This is a genomic window from Vibrio sp. CB1-5, from assembly GCF_059412285.1.
In genome coordinates this window covers 58,248-74,502 of sequence record NZ_JBJHPB010000013.1, presented here as the reverse complement: position 1 = coordinate 74,502, position 16,255 = coordinate 58,248, and the positions used below count along the sequence as shown (strand labels likewise).

At 47.7% G+C, this 16,255-nt stretch carries 16 protein-coding genes; 2 read left to right on the top strand and 14 right to left on the bottom strand.

Annotated elements, in window-relative coordinates:
• Nucleotides 1-68: 68 nt before the first annotated feature.
• Nucleotides 69-2,066: an RNA/DNA-binding domain-containing protein gene (locus ACJB0T_RS11365; protein ID WP_479288489.1), complete on the bottom strand. Its 1,998-nt coding sequence runs from the start codon at nt 2,064-2,066 to the stop codon at nt 69-71.
• A 241-nt stretch (nt 2,067-2,307) separates the two neighbouring features.
• Between ACJB0T_RS11365 and ACJB0T_RS11360 the strand changes: the two genes are divergently transcribed.
• Nucleotides 2,308-3,003 carry a hypothetical protein gene (locus tag ACJB0T_RS11360; RefSeq protein ID WP_479288491.1) on the top strand — a complete coding sequence of 232 codons (696 nt, stop codon included), beginning with the start codon at nt 2,308-2,310 and terminating at the stop codon, nt 3,001-3,003.
• A gap of 199 nt (nt 3,004-3,202) precedes the next feature.
• Here the strand turns inward: ACJB0T_RS11360 and ACJB0T_RS11355 are convergent, their stop codons facing one another.
• The 13 genes from ACJB0T_RS11355 to ACJB0T_RS11295 form a co-directional block, all read right to left on the bottom strand.
• On the bottom strand, nt 3,203-3,784 hold the full coding sequence (locus tag ACJB0T_RS11355; protein ID WP_479288493.1) for a YagK/YfjJ domain-containing protein: 582 nt from the start codon (nt 3,782-3,784) through the stop codon (nt 3,203-3,205).
• 93 nt (nt 3,785-3,877) lie between these two features.
• Complete coding sequence (locus tag ACJB0T_RS11350) at nt 3,878-4,129, bottom strand: helix-turn-helix transcriptional regulator (RefSeq protein ID WP_479288495.1); 252 nt, start codon at nt 4,127-4,129, stop codon at nt 3,878-3,880.
• The gene (locus tag ACJB0T_RS11345; protein WP_479288497.1) at nt 4,110-4,334 is read right to left on the bottom strand and encodes a helix-turn-helix transcriptional regulator; all 225 of its coding nucleotides are present in this window, start codon (nt 4,332-4,334) and stop codon (nt 4,110-4,112) included. The genes ACJB0T_RS11350 and ACJB0T_RS11345 overlap by 20 nt, the downstream gene beginning before the upstream one ends.
• A gap of 92 nt (nt 4,335-4,426) precedes the next feature.
• Nucleotides 4,427-5,023 carry a hypothetical protein gene (locus ACJB0T_RS11340; protein ID WP_479288499.1) on the bottom strand — a complete coding sequence of 199 codons (597 nt, stop codon included), beginning with the start codon at nt 5,021-5,023 and terminating at the stop codon, nt 4,427-4,429.
• 139 nt (nt 5,024-5,162) lie between these two features.
• Entirely contained in the window at nt 5,163-5,459 is a 297-nt protein-coding gene (gene fis, locus ACJB0T_RS11335) for a DNA-binding transcriptional regulator Fis (RefSeq protein ID WP_042478607.1), read from the bottom strand.
• A 23-nt stretch (nt 5,460-5,482) separates the two neighbouring features.
• A complete protein-coding gene (gene dusB, locus ACJB0T_RS11330) occupies nt 5,483-6,451 on the bottom strand; it encodes a tRNA dihydrouridine synthase DusB (protein WP_479288501.1) in 969 nt (322 codons plus the stop codon).
• A gap of 200 nt (nt 6,452-6,651) precedes the next feature.
• Nucleotides 6,652-7,533 carry a 50S ribosomal protein L11 methyltransferase gene (gene prmA / locus ACJB0T_RS11325; RefSeq protein ID WP_353497336.1) on the bottom strand — a complete coding sequence of 294 codons (882 nt, stop codon included), beginning with the start codon at nt 7,531-7,533 and terminating at the stop codon, nt 6,652-6,654.
• 104 nt (nt 7,534-7,637) lie between these two features.
• Nucleotides 7,638-8,981 (bottom strand): acetyl-CoA carboxylase biotin carboxylase subunit, encoded by a 1,344-nt coding sequence (accC, locus tag ACJB0T_RS11320; protein WP_479288503.1) that lies wholly within the window; start codon nt 8,979-8,981, stop codon nt 7,638-7,640.
• Between the two features lie 14 nt (nt 8,982-8,995).
• Complete coding sequence (accB, locus tag ACJB0T_RS11315) at nt 8,996-9,457, bottom strand: acetyl-CoA carboxylase biotin carboxyl carrier protein (protein ID WP_479288504.1); 462 nt, start codon at nt 9,455-9,457, stop codon at nt 8,996-8,998.
• A 59-nt stretch (nt 9,458-9,516) separates the two neighbouring features.
• The gene (aroQ, locus tag ACJB0T_RS11310; RefSeq protein WP_479288507.1) at nt 9,517-9,966 is read right to left on the bottom strand and encodes a type II 3-dehydroquinate dehydratase; all 450 of its coding nucleotides are present in this window, start codon (nt 9,964-9,966) and stop codon (nt 9,517-9,519) included.
• Nucleotides 9,967-10,243: 277 nt separating this feature from the next.
• Nucleotides 10,244-12,193 carry an acetate--CoA ligase gene (acs, locus tag ACJB0T_RS11305; RefSeq protein WP_479288508.1) on the bottom strand — a complete coding sequence of 650 codons (1,950 nt, stop codon included), beginning with the start codon at nt 12,191-12,193 and terminating at the stop codon, nt 10,244-10,246.
• 176 nt (nt 12,194-12,369) lie between these two features.
• Nucleotides 12,370-12,996 (bottom strand): 3'-5' exonuclease, encoded by a 627-nt coding sequence (locus tag ACJB0T_RS11300; protein WP_479288510.1) that lies wholly within the window; start codon nt 12,994-12,996, stop codon nt 12,370-12,372.
• Nucleotides 12,997-13,012: 16 nt separating this feature from the next.
• The gene (locus ACJB0T_RS11295; RefSeq protein ID WP_479288511.1) at nt 13,013-14,833 is read right to left on the bottom strand and encodes a putative nucleotidyltransferase substrate binding domain-containing protein; all 1,821 of its coding nucleotides are present in this window, start codon (nt 14,831-14,833) and stop codon (nt 13,013-13,015) included.
• Nucleotides 14,834-15,061: 228 nt separating this feature from the next.
• On the opposite strand from ACJB0T_RS11295, the gene ACJB0T_RS11290 reads away from it, so the two are divergent.
• A complete protein-coding gene (locus tag ACJB0T_RS11290; RefSeq protein ID WP_479288513.1) occupies nt 15,062-16,249 on the top strand; it encodes a 3-phenylpropionate MFS transporter in 1,188 nt (395 codons plus the stop codon).
• Nucleotides 16,250-16,255: the final 6 nt, after the last annotated feature.

The following is a 16,255-nucleotide window of genomic DNA, read 5'->3' as shown; positions in this document are numbered from 1 at the left end:
GTTCCGTCAGGGTAACGAGCGATTGCAATCACCGAAATACGCACCAAACCGTCTTTACTAGACCAGTATTAATTGTGATTAGTATTGTTTTGAGTGGTATATCCCTGCTCCGGATGATTAGGAACCGTTGGAAACGCGAGATACAGCTGCTGCTCTTTAGTCATAGGGCTAAGGTAATGTCGTCTTAGTGTATCACTGTTCATGTTAAGCAATTCTGCAAGGTCGGATAGCCTCAAACAGTTGGGCTCGGCATGTGAGCATAGTTTAAGGATGATGTTTTTTACTTCAGACTTGTGCTTTCGACCCTGCTTCTCTGTCACAGGAGTAGCGATACGCTTTAGCTCTATCCATAGCTGCTGATCTTCTTCTGTAAGCCTATTTGCAGACTCCGGCACATTTTTGTGGAGCTCCGGCACTAAGTCCGGCACTAAGTCCGGCACTAAGTCCGGCGCATCCTGCTTTAAGTCCGGCGCTGAAGTTAAAACCTCTGGTTCGAATAGAGAAAGCTGTGCCGCACTAGGAGAGGTAACAAAGCTGATGCTTTTGCCTGCATCATTGTCTGGTGTCGGAACTTCAATTCCTTTTAGGTGATAAATCTTTCCTTTGTGCTTACCAGCCGACTGCAAATATCCAGCCGAAACCAATTGGCTTAGAGCCAAGGTGACTTCACGAGTGTGTTCTGAGGATAGGGAGCAGATGCGTTCATGGTTAAACCAAGACTCAGTGACAGCAGTCACTAGAATGGTTCGCTTTAGTTCACTTAACTGTTTGTAGTCTTCACCAAATAGCTCCACTAGCTGCTGGTGGAGCTCAGGCGACAAGATGTTAACCATTCGCAGTTCTAGCAGTGTTTGGCCTAGTTCATATTTTTCGTAAAGGTGTGGCGGTTGCCAGTTTTGCTGTCGGCAGTTACTGTAAATTTTGGGAATACCGGAGCCAGCTTTTTCACTAAGGCCAATGTTCAAAAACATTTGATGAATAGCAGGGTTGCGGCACTGGCTATTGCCACCAGCGATAGCCTCTTGCACAGGGATGCGCATGAGACCAGGGTTACGAAAACCGATAAAGTCAGGGTGTTTTTCTATCAGGATATTATCATCTGAGTCAAAGTCGGAATGTGCAAGCGTGTTGACTAAAGCTTCTCGTATCGCTTCGTGAGCAGGTGAGGTGTCGACACGTTGGTCGTCGTTCAGTTGAAAGCTGACTTTTAAATCTGCCGTGAGCTTTCGGTATACCTTGCGATAAAAATCAAAGGCATTACCAGACCATGAGCCGTCGGTATAAATACGGTCAACCCAACGGTGAGTACTGTCATCTTTCTCTTGGTAGTCAAGTGAGTAGGCAGGAAAAGCATCTTGTAATGCGTCCCAGCGACCAAACATAATGAGTCCAGCCAGTGTGAGCCCTTCCAAGCCAGAGGCGCGTTCACGCCGCCAAGCTCGAATGGAGCGAAGGAACTCTTGATCCGAAAGCTCCAAGAAAGGGTGCTGAGGTTTAGCATCTTTAAACATCTGGCGATAAACACGAAGACTATCCGGTTCAATGTCGTCAATAGTAAAGTGCTCCAACATTCGCTGGTCACGTTCGTTCTCTTGTTCAGCCATCATCTGCTTAACCGAGTCGATTGAGCATCTCTGATCGGCCTCGTAGCGACGTATAAAGCTACCAGTTAGAGGGTTACCATTAATATAGATAGGGCGCTCTTTGCGTTGAGCTCTGGGAACATCAATCCGAATAAATGATTTACCCTCAATCGTCTCGACGCGAACATCTCGCTCGCTAAGCAGATTGCAGCTGATTTTATTGGGGTTGTTGACGGTATCGACAATGTTCTTGATAAGTGGAGCGGGGGTTGTGATGCCCTCAAGACTGAACTGACCTCGCTTTTCCTTTATTCCAAGTAAGATTACGCCGCCTCTGGTATTGGCGAATGCGCTGTAAGTCTCCCACATATCATTGGGTACAGCGCCTTTACCATCACGGCCACCAGCGAGTTTACATTCTACTTCAGCGCTTTCTTGAAGTGCTTGAATGTCTTCGATGCTACTTAGGGTTAATTCTGCCATGCTCCCTCACACAAACATTTGTTACAGCCAGCCTTTCTTGAATTCCACTTCTTTAGCTCTTGTTGATACTGTGTGAGCGTGGTGAAAATTGAACCAGTATTCAGGTTGCTCTAAAACTACGCTTGAATCTATCAAATAATGGCAAAGCGCAGCAAGGCGTTAAATATTGAGTATTGTGGCATTATTGGTGGCAGTTGTCGTGCTAAGTTAGAACAAGAACGGTGAGATAGGAAGAGAGTCAATGACAACAATACTGTTTGGCTACATGTGCTTCGCTTCGCTGGTGGGACTTTGTCTACTTTGGACGATGATCAAGAAGCTAGATGAGTACGACTGGCGCTATAACAAGGCAGACATCTGGCTTAGTTTTACCATTATTGTTGTCTTTTGGCCTATGGCGTCATTGCGCTGGTTCCTTCAAGGGAGACCGAGTTTAGCTGAATGGATGAATCCAGAACCTAATTTTGCAGCTCGCCAGCGTGAAGCGGTGCAGGAGCTGCAACAGATACAACAATGCGGCGCTTATGTGCGATTCTTACCGACTCCGGTGGGTATTTGTGACGAGAGCCATGGAGAGTTTACCTTTCCGAGTGAGGTCATTGAACACCTCCTGATAGAAAAACTTCATGAGAACCCGCATTTACGGCATAGCGATGAAGGTAAGTTACTGGCTTGGGTTCAGCGTCGCGATGATGCATTGCTAGAGCCAGTTGATGTACCCACAATATGGCCGCGCTTTGTTTACGTGATTGACACGCTTATTGAGCAAAATATCGGCAAGGTAAGCTGCAAAGTTTGCGATGATGAGATGGAAGTTGGTCGACTGCAAGGTAAATCAAGCATGGCTGGTGGTCACTCTCAAGAAAGATACCACTGTTCTAATGGGCACACCTTAGTGGCGTATGAAGGTGTTCGGCTCATTCTGTCTACGCGATAGGCCTGTTTAAGCGTATTTAATCTTGGGTTGTGCAGTATTGATGTTACTTTTGAGCAGATACTTGCTTCAATAAGGATACCGACTAAAACACCCCTACCGCCGTTTCTAAAATCCCCCTATCAGAAAATACCCCTATGTCGAGGTGCAAAATCTGGGTAGGTTTCAGCCCTGCATTTCCTTTGTTGTTACTGACAGCCTGCTAACTGAAACTCCCGCCAAAGTGATTGCCCAAGATACCTTGTTCTTTAGTGGTTGCTTTTGCAAAGTAACTCAATCGCATGAACGCGGCGCGATAGGTAAAGTTTTGACTCAGCCTATTGATGTAATACAAGCGGTTTTTTGGGCTATATGAGAAGTTGCCATCATTGATACTTTCCCAGATTTCTTTGGTCAACCGATCTATGTGAAATGATTTGCGACAGAAGTGCCCGCTAACGGTGACGGCAAGGTGGTAGTGCTGTGATTGGCTTAACTTGCGCTCTCTTACCCAAAAAATACCGATTTTGCCTCCATACTGGGCTTTGAGTGCCTTGCGCAATCTCCTATTGAAGTATGTCATAGAAGCATTGTTTTCAGCATAACGTTTGCTGTGAAGCTGCAAGAAAACAACGCAGACTTTAGAGTAGTGTTCAATCACTTGATTGAGCCAGCAAAAGCTCCGCTTCAGGATGCGATTCAGTAACAACTCGGGCTTGGGTAAGAACACAAGATAGTGTGAGTGATTGAACTCGAACAGACCCACCCCTTTCTTTTGTGGGTGTAGTAGAACGGGGGCATACATTATTAAAAAACCTGCATGTCATAGGAGAAAAACTAGAAAGGGCTCCCGATGTAAAAACGGGTCGCCCAATGTTGGTTTCTTCAACGGAAGTGCTTAACTTGTGACAGTTGAGGACGATTTAGGACTCATCGTCTCTTTGATGGCTCTGTCAATGGTAGGCCTGAACCAGCCGCCGTTGCGTCCTTGTCGAGTTTTCAATGGTTGGGGAAGTCGCCCGTCTTCAACCATTCGATAGATCTGTCTCTCGCTGCAACCAAGTTCCTGTGCTAATTGCTTCTTTTTAACTATTTGTGGAATGCCACCAGCGGTATAGTGCCTTGATGCATCAAACGACTTCTTTTTCATTCCACTTCTCCTTGTTCTCAATCCACTGGTTAAGTTCGGACAGACGCCACGCAACAGATCGACTGCCAAGCTTTATGCGTTTAGGGAAAAGGCCTTCTCTTTCAAGATGCCAAGCTCTTGAGCGAGAAACTGACGTTATATGGAACCTTTCTTTTTCTCGCACCAATCGGTCAGCAGAGCTAGGGCATGATTGTTGTTCGCTCATATTTATGTACTCCTTTCATCCAGAACGTATTGGTTTGATTTCTATTGTGATGAGAGGGAAGCCACTCTGCTGTACTAAGGTAGCTTTTGACATTAAATTGCGTGTGTTTTTAGGAATGCCCTTATCAGATCATGGTCTTTGCGACTGTTTCTACCTCGTTGTTTTGCAGAGGAGGGCACTAACTCAGCAGCAAGGTCTTTCAGCGTGTTGAGGCTTTTTCCCATGAGCGCGTTGTATTTCTCTCTGACGAGCGGCGCAGCAAGGTCGAGGTACTCTTGGAGGCAATTAAGGACAGCACCTAGTCGAATATGGCTATGAGAGGGGCTCTGATAGAAGGCTGGGAGTAAGTTTTTCAGTAACCCTTTGATAGTGGCGTGCCTTTCTTTGTCATCGTTGGCGTCATAGCCGTTGAGCATACCACTGTAGATTCTTTGTAAGGTTTGTCGAATAGCCTTCCTTTCGATTGAGGTTGGATCTCTATCACCAATCTCTTCATAGAAGCTATCGAGCTTCTTGGACTGAAGGATATGCTCTGAAAGATAGGTGTCTTTGTGCTCAGGTTTGATAATACCGTTTAGTTCTTGGCGAATTGCCTTGGCAACCGGAGATAGTGAAATAGTGTCGGTGATATCACCAAAGCTTTTCGACGGTTCTAAACCGCTAACAATCTTCATGCTTTGATTGAGCATCCGATTACTCCTTAATCAGTATGGTCTCAAATCCCCCTCTAATAGAACCCTCGGGGTACAGATGGGGGTACAAATAGTAAAAAAGGCCTTCAACCAAGGGTTGAAAGCCTTTTAAAAACAAGAATTTAGCCGTTGGCTATTAGTTCATGCCGTATTTCTTAAGCTTCTTACGAAGAGTACCGCGGTTGATACCCATCATTGTTGCTGCGCGAGTTTGGTTACCGCGAGTGTACTGCATGATGGTGTCTAGTAGCGGCTGTTCAACTTCCGCTAGAACTAGTTCATACAATTCAGTGACGTCTTGACCATTTAATTGAGCAAGGTAGTTCTTTAAAGACGCTTTAACAGAGTCACGTAGTGGCTTCTGTGTGATTTGGTCTGAAGATGTTACTGTAGTAACTGTCAATGGTTCTGAAGTCAAATTTTGTTCGAACATAATCGGTTTAGCTCTTCTCGTAATTATGATGCAACGTTGTCAAAATAACCTTGCAATGCGTTGAGCTGTTCATTTGCAGCCTCAATCGCGTTGAAGGTACGGCGGAACTCACTCGCCTGTTCATGTTCCTTTAGATACCAGCCAACATGCTTACGCGCGATGCGTGGACCTAAAAACTCACCATAAAACTGATGAAGTGCTTGAACATGACCAAGCAAGATACCCTGTACGTCCGAAGTCGGGCGCTCAGGCATCAGTGTGCCGTTTTCCAAATAGTGTTGGATTTCCTCGAAAATCCAAGGCCGTCCTTGGGCCGGACGTCCAATCATCAAAGCGTCTGCACCGGTGTAATCCAGTACATATTTCGCTTTCTCTGGGCTATCGATATCACCGTTAGCGATAACCGGTATAGAGACAGCTTCTTTTACCGCTTTGATGCTGTCGTATTCTGCCTCGCCTTTGTACATGCAGGTACGAGTTCGACCATGAAGGGCGAGCGCCTGTATGCCGCAGTCTTCGGCTAGTTTTGCAATTTGGACACAGTTTTTATTGTCTGTATCCCAGCCTGTACGGGTTTTTAATGTCACAGGGACATCGACTGCATCGACGACGGTACGCAGAATATCTTCGATGATATCTGGGTACTTTAGTAGAGCAGAACCCGCCAGTTTCTTATTCACTTTTTTAGCAGGGCAGCCCATATTGATGTCGATGATTTGCGCACCGTTTTCAACACTGAACTGTGCCGCTTCCGCCATGAGTGTTGGATCGGCACCTGCTATTTGCACTGAACGAATACCTGATTCGCCCTCGTGCACCATGCGCTGCTGTGACTTGGCTGTTTTCCACAGTTTCGGGTTTGAGGACATCATTTCACTGACGGCCATACCGGCACCGTAACGAAGGCACAACTCACGGAACGGTCTATCGGTAACACCTGCCATGGGTGCGACAATGAGGTTGTTCTTAAGTTGGTATTGTCCGATTTTCAAAACATCGCCACAGGTTTACACAAGCAAGGGCGCGCATTTTACGCATTTTTTCGGTGCGTGAAAAGACTAATATTTGAGCATTTACAATTTGTTTATGAAAACCGTCGCATTTTCAGTTGCTTAGTCTTAAAACTATTCCCTTTAGAGCAAAAATAGCGGTGTTTTAGCCCCCTAAAACACCGCTATTTAAACGAGAGTGGTTATTTTTTGCCCGAGATACGGCACCACTCGTTCAGTTCAACGATAGGGTCAATGCTCATATCATCGCGGTAGTAGTTCGCTACGTCTTCTGCTTGGGTATCTAGCACGCCTGACATGGCCAGTTCACCACCAGGCTTAATGAGCCCTTTGATGATGCCAGACAAGTCGCGAAGCGGGCCTGCAAGAATGTTGGCAACAACCACATCGGCAATCAGGCCTTCTGGCTGATCTTGTGGCAGGAATAGCTCTAACTGGTCTGCGACGCCATTGCGCTGCGCATTGTCTTTTGACGCTACCAGAGCTTGAGGATCAATGTCGATCCCGATGACTTTTGCTGCACCAAGCTTGATCGCGGCAATCGCTAGGATCCCTGAACCACAGCCAAAATCGATAACTGTCTTACCCTCAAGGTTGAGTGATTCAAGCCACTCAAGACAAAGTGCTGTGGTTGGGTGAGTACCGGTACCGAACGCTAGACCTGGGTCAAGCATTACATTGACGGCATCTGGCTCTGGTACATCACGCCAGCTTGGGCAGATCCACAAACGTTCACCAAACTTCATTGGGTGGAAGTTTTCCATCCACTCACGTTCCCAGTCCTTGTCTTCTAGCTGCTCGACTTTGTGCGCGAAACCTTCCGGTAGCATATTGCTGCCTTTAATGGTCTCAACTACCCACTTGGTGTCTGCTTCGGCATCGTATAGTGCGACGATATCGGTATCGCCCCATAAACGCGTCTCACCAGGCAGCGGCTCAAATACAGGCGTATCGTGCGCATCTAGGAAGGTGACAGACAGAGCGCCCGTTTCTTCCATCAGCATGTCGCCGATTTGCTCTGCATTTTCATTGGTCGCGTTGAGTTTAATTTGAATCCAAGGCATAAGTTGGGTCCTAGCAAGGTGAATTTTGCGCAGAGTGTAGCAGATTCACTGACACTCGGCATAAAAAAACCCGCCGTGGCGGGTTTTTATCAAGAGGGAAGCAATTAGCTCATGCCAAGCTTCTTCTCTAGGTAATGAATGTTAGCACCGCCGTGTTGGAAGTTCTCATCATTCATGATTGATTCTTGTAGAGGAATGTTGGTCTTGATGCCTTCAATGAACATCTCACCCAGTGCATTCTTCATACGAGCAATCGCTACATCGCGGTTCTCACCAAACGTGATCAGCTTGCCGATCATTGAATCGTAGTGCGGTGGTACTGTGTAGCCTGTGTAGATGTGCGATTCCCAACGAACGCCCATACCGCCTGGCGCGTGGAAGCGCGTGATGGTACCTGGGCATGGTAGGAAGCGCTCAGGATCTTCCGCATTGATACGACATTCAATCGCATGACCACGCAGTTTGATGTCATCCTGAGTGAACGACAGTGGTTGGCCTGCTGCTACGCGAAGCTGCTCTTTGATGAGGTCAATGCCAGTCACCATTTCGGTTACTGGGTGTTCTACCTGAATACGCGTGTTCATTTCGATGAAGTAGAACTCGCCGTTTTCGTATAGGAACTCAAACGTACCTGCGCCGCGGTAACCGATTTCTAGACATGCACGAGTACAACGTTCACCGATGTACTTACGCATCTCTTCAGTGATGCCAGGTGCTGGTGCTTCCTCGACAACCTTTTGGTGACGACGCTGCATTGAACAGTCACGTTCGCCAAGGTGGATAGCGCCGCCTTGACCGTCTGCGATAACCTGAACTTCAACGTGACGAGGGTTTTCTAGGAATTTCTCCATGTAAACAATGTCGTTGTTGAAGGCTGCTTTTGCTTCTGCACGTGTCATGGCAATGGATTCGACCAACTCAGCTTCACTGCGAACCACACGCATACCACGACCACCGCCGCCACCAGAGGCTTTGATGATAACTGGGTAGCCAATGCGCTTCGCGTGCGCTTTGTTCTTCGCTTCGTCATCGTCAAGTGGGCCGTCAGAACCAGGTACGCATGGTACGCCCGCTTTCTTCATCGCTGTGATAGCCGATACTTTGTCGCCCATCATGCGAATGGTGTCCGCTTTTGGACCAATGAAGATGAATCCTGAACGCTCAACTTGCTCAGCAAAATCTGCGTTCTCAGACAAGAAACCGTAACCTGGGTGGATCGCCACAGCACCTGTTACTTCAGCGGCTGAGATGATGCGTGGGATGTTTAGGTAGCTGTCGATACCACGAGCTGGACCAATACAGATGGCTTCATCAGCAAGCAGTACGTGTTTTAGATCGCGGTCTGCTGTTGAGTGAACAGCGACCGTCTTGATACCTAATTCTTTACAAGCGCGCAAAATACGAAGTGCAATCTCACCTCGGTTTGCGATAACGACTTTATCTAACATAGTCAAAGCCCCGCTTATTCGATGATAACTAGCGGTTGATCGAATTCTACTGCTTGACCATCTTCAGCTAGGATAGCGGTAACAACGCCAGACTTGTCTGCTTCAATCTGGTTCATCATCTTCATCGCTTCAACGATACAGATAGTGTCGCCAGCGTTTACTGATTGACCAACTTCAACAAATGGTTTTGAGTCTGGGCTTGGCGCACGGTAGAAGCTACCTACCATTGGAGAAAGAACTTGGTGACCAGCTGGTACTGCTGGTGCCGCTTCTTCAGCTGCAGCTGGTGCCGCGGCTGGAGCTGCTGCCGGCGCTGCTACTGGAGCTGGCGCTGCTGCGTATTGAACAGGAGCTGGTGCAGCAACAGGACCGTTGCGGCTGATGCGCACTGACTCTTCACCTTCAGAAATCTCTAGCTCAGCGATGCCAGATTCTTCAACCAGTTCAATTAGCTTCTTAATTTTACGAATATCCATGTTTCTTTCTCTTCGTCTTGTGAGTAAGACGGCTTTGCATTAAGCCGTAGAGTATTTGGTTAGTTTGCTTTTAGTGCCTTAATGGCCGCTGAAAGCGCAAATTCATAGCCTTGTGGACCTAATCCGCAAATCACCCCTTGTGCCACATCGGACAGATAAGAGTGATGACGAAACGCCTCTCTGGCATGAACGTTTGATAAATGCACTTCGATAAACGGGATTGAGACACCCAGTAATGCATCACGCAATGCCACACTGGTATGAGTAAACGCTGCTGGGTTGATGATGATAAAATCGGTATTCCCAAATGCCGCGTGTATGGCCTCAATCAATTCATATTCACGGTTAGATTGAAGGTGGGACAGCTCGATATCGGCTTCTGCCGCTTGCTTTTCTAAGTTATCAACAATTTGTGAGAGTGTTTCACTGCCGTAATGTCCCGGCTCTCTGACACCTAAAAGGTTAAGATTTGGGCCATTTAAAACTAGAATTCGAGACTTTGCTGTCATATTGTCGCCATCTTCGGTTAACGTGAAATAAACGAGGTTTATCCCAAGTTTACATAAAAATAGGAGCTGCTGAGAAGCTCATTAAGCTCGTATTTTTAAAAATTGACCAAGATTATAGCTAATTCACAACATTTAGCAGCAATTTACTGGTCTAATCACCTGTAGTCTGGCAGAAAATTTGCAGCACAGAGCACATTTTTACAGGCTGCTGAAAAAACCTGAAACAAAAAAGCCGCCCAATTGAGGGCGGCTTGTTATCAAGTTGTCAAAAGCGTCATTAAGCGAGTTCGGCTTTTTCAGCAATGAGTTTGTCGACCACGCTTGGGTCAGCCAATGTTGATGTATCACCCAGATTGCTAGTATCACCTGTTGCGATCTTACGTAGGATACGACGCATGATTTTACCTGAACGCGTCTTAGGTAGTGCATCGGTCCAGTGCAGCACGTCTGGCGTTGCGATAGGTCCGATTTCTTTACGAACCCAGTCCTTCACTTCTTTGTGCAGCTCTGCAGATGGGAACTCACCATCGTTTAGTGTGATGTAGGCATAGATAGCCTGACCTTTAATGTCGTGCGGGATACCGACGATAGCTGCTTCTGCAATCTTATCGAACGCAACCAATGCCGACTCAATCTCAGCGGTACCCATACGGTGACCAGAAACATTCAGTACATCATCAACGCGACCTGTTATCCAGTAGTAGCCATCTTCATCACGGCGGGCACCGTCACCAGTAAAGTACATACCTCTAAAGGTCGAGAAGTAGGTCTGCTCAAAGCGATCATGGTCACCATAAACGGTGCGCATTTGTCCTGGCCAAGAGTCAAGAATGACGAGGTTACCTTCGGTCGCACCATCGACAATGTTACCCATGTTATCGACCAGTGCTGGTTGTACACCGAAGAATGGGCGAGTTGCCGAACCTGGTTTGAGCTCTGTGGCTCCCGGAAGTGGAGTAATCAAGATACCGCCTGTTTCTGTCTGCCACCAGGTGTCAACGATAGGTGATTGCTCATTACCGATAGTTTTGTAATACCATTCCCAAGCTTCTGGGTTGATAGGTTCGCCAACTGAGCCCATGATGCGTAGGCTGTCGCGAGTTGTGCCTTTAACCGCTTCGTCGCCTTTCGCCATTAACGCGCGGATGGCCGTCGGTGCAGTGTAAAGAATATTCACTTGGTGCTTATCGACCACTTCGCTCATACGGCTAGTACTTGGGTAGTTTGGCACGCCTTCAAACAAGATGGTTTTAGCGCCATTGGCAAGCGGTCCATAGATGAGATAAGTGTGGCCAGTGATCCAACCTACATCCGCGGTACACCAGAATGTTTCCCCTGGTTGGTAATCAAACACGTACTTAAAGGTCATGGTCGCATAAACCAAGTAACCGCCGGTGGTGTGCATTACGCCTTTTGGCTTACCTGTAGAGCCTGAGGTATAAAGGATGAATAGAGGATCTTCTGCGTTCATCTCTTCTGGTGGACAGACTTCAGAGGCATTTGCTGTCGCTTCATGCCACCACACATCACGATGTTCATGCCAAGCCACATCGCCACCAGTGCGCTTAAGCACCATGACTTTAGAGATGGTTTTTACTTCTGGGTTAGTCAGTGCTTCATCGACATTCTTTTTCAGCGGTACCGCACGGCCGCCGCGAACGCCTTCATCTGCAGTGATAACGACCTTAGCGTCGGAATCGATAATACGGCCAGACAGTGCTTCAGGAGAGAAGCCGCCAAATACCACAGTATGTACCGCGCCAATACGGGTACACGCGAGCATTGCCACTGCCGCTTCTGGCACCATTGGCATGTAAAGACAAACCACATCGCCTTTGTTTACGCCTTGAGCCTTAAGCGCATTGGAGAACTTACACACTTCTTTGTGCAGTTCGTTAAAGGTTAGCGTCTTGTCGTCTGCTGGATCATCGCCTTCCCAAATAATGGCAACGTCGTCGCCGCGCTCTGCGAGGTGGCGGTCAATACAGTTGGCAGAGACGTTTAGGGTGCCGTCTTCAAACCAGCGAATGTCGACGTGGCCAGTGTCAAAAGAAGTTTGCTTGACCTTAGTGAATGGTTTAATCCAGTCAACGATTTTGCCGTGTTCGCCCCAGAATCCTTCTGGGTCCGAGACAGACTGTTGATACATGGATAGATAAGTGTCGTTATCCGCGTGGGTGTTAGTTTTAATGTTTTCTTTTACCGGATAGACATGAACTTCACTCATTGCTTCTCTCCTTTGAATTGAGCTTAGCGGGCTAGGGCTGAACTAGATCGTGTATTAACTCTCGACTAGTTCGCGGCAATGAGCAATTAGACTTTAGGCGTACTGAATAAAAATCGAACTAAATTAATGGCTTAGGCTGGTGGTGTAATGAGATCTTGGTCGCAGTTCTTGCGAATTTAGTTCTGAGGTCGAAATGGCGGTAATGTGCCACGGGTCAGTTTTAGGTACACCATGGCGGCCGCTTTAGCATCTTCTAATGCGTCGTGTTTGTGATAGTTGGGGATCTGTAAATGACGGCAGATGGCTTCTAGGCTTAAGTCAAAGTAGCCATTGGGCAGCAGTTTCAGCAGCTGATCGTTGTAGATCTGACTGACCTCAACCAAGGCGTTTGGCAATGGGAACCCCAAGTGCTTTTTACAGGCGCGATCGAGGATCTTTTTGTCGTAGCGGATGTGGTAGCCAACGAGAGGGCGATTACCAATAAACTGCAGCAGCGCCTTGATCGCTTGCTTCTCGCTGATGCCGTGCTTGAGATCGTCATGGCGAATATGATGAATTTTGATGGAATCTTCATCGAGGGTCTTTGGCGCTGACAGACGCACTTCAAATGGGGCGCTGGTAATAATGCGATTGTCGATGATTTTTGTTGCTGCAATGGTAACAATGTCGGCCACGTTCGGGTCGAGGCTGGTGGTCTCACAGTCAAGTGAGACAAACTCATCGGGATCGGGCTTGGTGAACAAACCTTGGTAAGGCGTGCCTTTTGTCCGGTAGTGCCAAAAGGCTCTGGTGACAATATTCATGTTTCACCTCGCTACGTTAGTGGCGAATTTGATAGTGGTAACCAAGCCATTGCTTGAATTTCTTCACCACATGCAAACCGTGTCTAAGTAGATCGCGCTCGGGTCGTTCAAGCGCATCCAATTTTATGGCGTTGCTCGTATCATGGTGGGAGAGTTGCTGCTGAAGGCGCAGTTTAAATAGGTGTTTGAGAGCCTCTGATAAGTTCTCAGCAGTCGCTTGCTCTAGGACTCGCTTTGCTACCAGTTGGTCGATGCGATCAAAAGTGTTAGTGGCATCAATGGCGTATTCCATGCTCAATGCTCTGACGCCATGCACGATAGGGAAAATTCCCCCTTGTTTGAGATCCACGCCTTGCTTCGAGCTTTTTACGTTACCAAATAGGGTGAGCGGCACTGCGAAGTTAAGGGCAGGGCGAGTGAACTCGGTTAAGATTAGCTCTTGGCCCTCCATTTTTTGTTGCAGGTGCTGCTTGACCGGTGAGAGCAAGGCTTCGTTGCCGGCTACTGCTCTTGCATCAGCGAGAATGGCAATCTCCATGACACTTTCGCTGTTGGCACTGGCGACTAACTCATCAATGCGCTGCTGCCAAGCGTCAGTCGTGCGTACCCAGTGAGAGTTGCTGACCATGACTTTGCCAGGGCAAAGTGGATAGCCAAGACGTGCGAGCGTGTGGTTGAGTTCATCAAGCACTTTTTGTTGATTTGGCCATTCCAGACCTGGCTCGAGAATGAGGGCATTGTCTTGATCAGTTTTAAGAATTTGCTCTCCGCGCCCTTCAGAGCCCATCACAACTAAGCAGCAGTGATTGTGCATCGCGGGTGGTACTACAAGCTCAAAGGCACGCTCAATGATTTGTTCGTTAACGGCTGACACCAACTCCATCATAAATCGGGTGCGAATACCGTTGGTTACAAGGCTATCGACCAGTTGCTGTTGACGATTAGATGCTAACGCCAATTCTTCAACACTGTTCGCTCGGGCAATGCTGAGTGATAACACATGAGAGTGGGTGGAGAACGCACTAAGAATCTGCGTCATATCGAGCATACCCACCGCTTGGCTGCCTTCACACACCATTAAGCGTTTCACTCGTTGACGAGTCATGGTCACCATGGCGTTGAATAAAAACTCATGCTTCTCCACTTGATGCACAGGATAAGTGGCAATCTTGCCTATCGCCGTGTCGCTGTCTAGCTTGTCGAGTACCACGGCGTGGAGCATGTTAGTTCGAGTGACGATGCCATAAGGCGTGGTATTTTTAGCGATGCGAGGGTCGTCGTTGGATAGTTCAATCAATGCAGCGTCCACGCCCTGGCTGAGTAAGGTTTCGGTCACCGTGGCGATTGGCATGTCTGCAGGCAGAATTAATGGCGGATGGTAGATGTCTTCATCGACTTTGGTGAGGATAAACTCGCCTAAATTTTGCTGCTTTTGCGCCTCTTCAATCAATTGTTGGCGTGTCGCCAGGCTGGTGTCGAAGTAAGCGGCGAACTGACCGTTGCTGTGATAAAGCGAGAGAAATACATTTTTAGGAAGTAGGTAAACCAGCGTGTCTTCTAGGGCGACGTAATCATGTTTGACGGTTTCACTGAGTATCGCTCTGACATCAAACATATCGTCATAAGTATAGTGAGCGTAGACCTCTTTTTGTTCGCTATCGCGCTCTTCGACAGAGCCTTTGATAATGACATACAGGTGGTCGGCATTGCCACCCGCCTTTAGGATGGTGTCTTTGTCTCGATAGTAGGCGACATCGAGCGCAGAGCGAAGTTCGGTTTGTTGGCTGTCACTGAGTCGATCGAAAGGTGGTGACGACATATTGAATTTATCAGGCATACCAGAGCGCTCCATTTTCTTCCATCATGGCTATAGTCTGGCAAATTCGTCGCCAAGCTCCAGACGACTTTAGTCGAACACCGTTAGTGGGGTCTTTCTGAAGGCCTTTGCTACGCAGGATAGGGGGAAATTTACGCTATCGATTAATTCCCTTTTTATGAGCAAGGTCTCGTTGCATAATAGCGCCACTTTTAATCCGCCTATCCTGTTGTAGCAAGGATCATTGACATGTTAACGCCTTCCCCTTTTGCTTGGGTTTCCCAATATTTATTTGGTTTCTTTTTTGCCTACGGAGTGTATTTGCCGTTTTGGGCTTTGTGGTTTGAAGACCAAGGGGTGTCAGCTGCCGATGTTGGCTTGCTAATGGGATTGGGTTTTGCCACTCGATGTGTGGCGAACCTGCTTATCACGCCGCGCATTCACAAAGCCGAAAGTCTATTGCCGGCACTTCGCTGGGCGACCTTGGCGTGTACTCTGTTTGTGGCCGCTCACCTAGCCGCAGGACCGAGTTTCGCCATGCTAGCGTTAGTCACTGTACTGTTCAATTTGAGCTTTGGTCCTGTAGTTCCATTGTCAGATGCGGCAGCGAATCATTATGCGAACAGGGATATGCTTGATTATGGACGCACACGCCTTTGGGGCTCGGTGGCATTTATCGCAGGCTCTTCTGTGGTGGGTTACCTTGCTTCCCAATTCGGTGCCAACATGATTGTTTACACGGCTTTGGCAGGCTTTGTCATCTCAATGCTACTGGTGATGCGTAATCCTGCGACTATGCCGGTATCGCAAAGTCATGATGATGCGGCAAGACCGAAGCTTAGCGCGTTATTAAAAGAGGCGTCAGTCATTCGCTTTTTGGTTTTGATTGCGCTGATTCAAGGCAGTCACGCCGCGTACTACAGTTTTAGCTCTATTTATTGGAAAGAAGCCGGTCACCCTGAGAGCCTCATTGGTTACCTGTGGAGCTTGGGTGTGGTATCGGAAGTGATGTTGTTTGCTTTTAGCAAGAAATGGTTTGCTGGCTGGTCGCTACGTACTCTGTTTGTGATTTCTTCCGTGGGCGTTATTGTGCGTTGGGGTTTGACGGCTTCAACCACCGCTGTCGGTGCCTTGGTGGTGATTCAGCTTTTACATGGCGTGACGTTTGCTATCGCGCATATTGCGGCGATCCAGTACATCCAGAAATCAGAAGCCAACAAAATGGTGGCATTACAGGCGCTATATAACGCTATCCCTCTCGGTGCGTTCATTGCTCTGATGATGGCTGTGAGTGGCTGGGGTTATGAGAATTGGGGCGCGAATGTGTTCTGGGGTATGGCGGCTATGGGTGTATTGGCGCTGTTTATCAAAGTTGAACCAGGTAAAAATGGCGTGAAAGACATCCAGAAAAAATCTCAGCCTGAGCCACAGAATTGAGTTACG

What these genes read in the sequence shown, in the direction of transcription:
- ACJB0T_RS11365 (WP_479288489.1), bottom strand. Translation starts at nt 2,066, where the DNA reads ATGGCAGAATTAACCCTAAGTAGCATCGAAGACATTCAAGCACTTCAA.
- ACJB0T_RS11360 (WP_479288491.1), top strand. Translation starts at nt 2,308, where the DNA reads ATGACAACAATACTGTTTGGCTACATGTGCTTCGCTTCGCTGGTGGGA.
- ACJB0T_RS11355 (WP_479288493.1), bottom strand. Translation starts at nt 3,784, where the DNA reads ATGTATGCCCCCGTTCTACTACACCCACAAAAGAAAGGGGTGGGTCTG.
- ACJB0T_RS11350 (WP_479288495.1), bottom strand. Translation starts at nt 4,129, where the DNA reads ATGAAAAAGAAGTCGTTTGATGCATCAAGGCACTATACCGCTGGTGGC.
- ACJB0T_RS11345 (WP_479288497.1), bottom strand. Translation starts at nt 4,334, where the DNA reads ATGAGCGAACAACAATCATGCCCTAGCTCTGCTGACCGATTGGTGCGA.
- ACJB0T_RS11340 (WP_479288499.1), bottom strand. Translation starts at nt 5,023, where the DNA reads ATGCTCAATCAAAGCATGAAGATTGTTAGCGGTTTAGAACCGTCGAAA.
- fis (WP_042478607.1), bottom strand. Translation starts at nt 5,459, where the DNA reads ATGTTCGAACAAAATTTGACTTCAGAACCATTGACAGTTACTACAGTA.
- prmA (WP_353497336.1), bottom strand. Translation starts at nt 7,533, where the DNA reads ATGCCTTGGATTCAAATTAAACTCAACGCGACCAATGAAAATGCAGAG.
- accC (WP_479288503.1), bottom strand. Translation starts at nt 8,981, where the DNA reads ATGTTAGATAAAGTCGTTATCGCAAACCGAGGTGAGATTGCACTTCGT.
- accB (WP_479288504.1), bottom strand. Translation starts at nt 9,457, where the DNA reads ATGGATATTCGTAAAATTAAGAAGCTAATTGAACTGGTTGAAGAATCT.
- aroQ (WP_479288507.1), bottom strand. Translation starts at nt 9,966, where the DNA reads ATGACAGCAAAGTCTCGAATTCTAGTTTTAAATGGCCCAAATCTTAAC.
- acs (WP_479288508.1), bottom strand. Translation starts at nt 12,193, where the DNA reads ATGAGTGAAGTTCATGTCTATCCGGTAAAAGAAAACATTAAAACTAAC.
- ACJB0T_RS11300 (WP_479288510.1), bottom strand. Translation starts at nt 12,996, where the DNA reads ATGAATATTGTCACCAGAGCCTTTTGGCACTACCGGACAAAAGGCACG.
- ACJB0T_RS11295 (WP_479288511.1), bottom strand. Translation starts at nt 14,833, where the DNA reads ATGCCTGATAAATTCAATATGTCGTCACCACCTTTCGATCGACTCAGT.
- ACJB0T_RS11290 (WP_479288513.1), top strand. Translation starts at nt 15,062, where the DNA reads ATGTTAACGCCTTCCCCTTTTGCTTGGGTTTCCCAATATTTATTTGGT.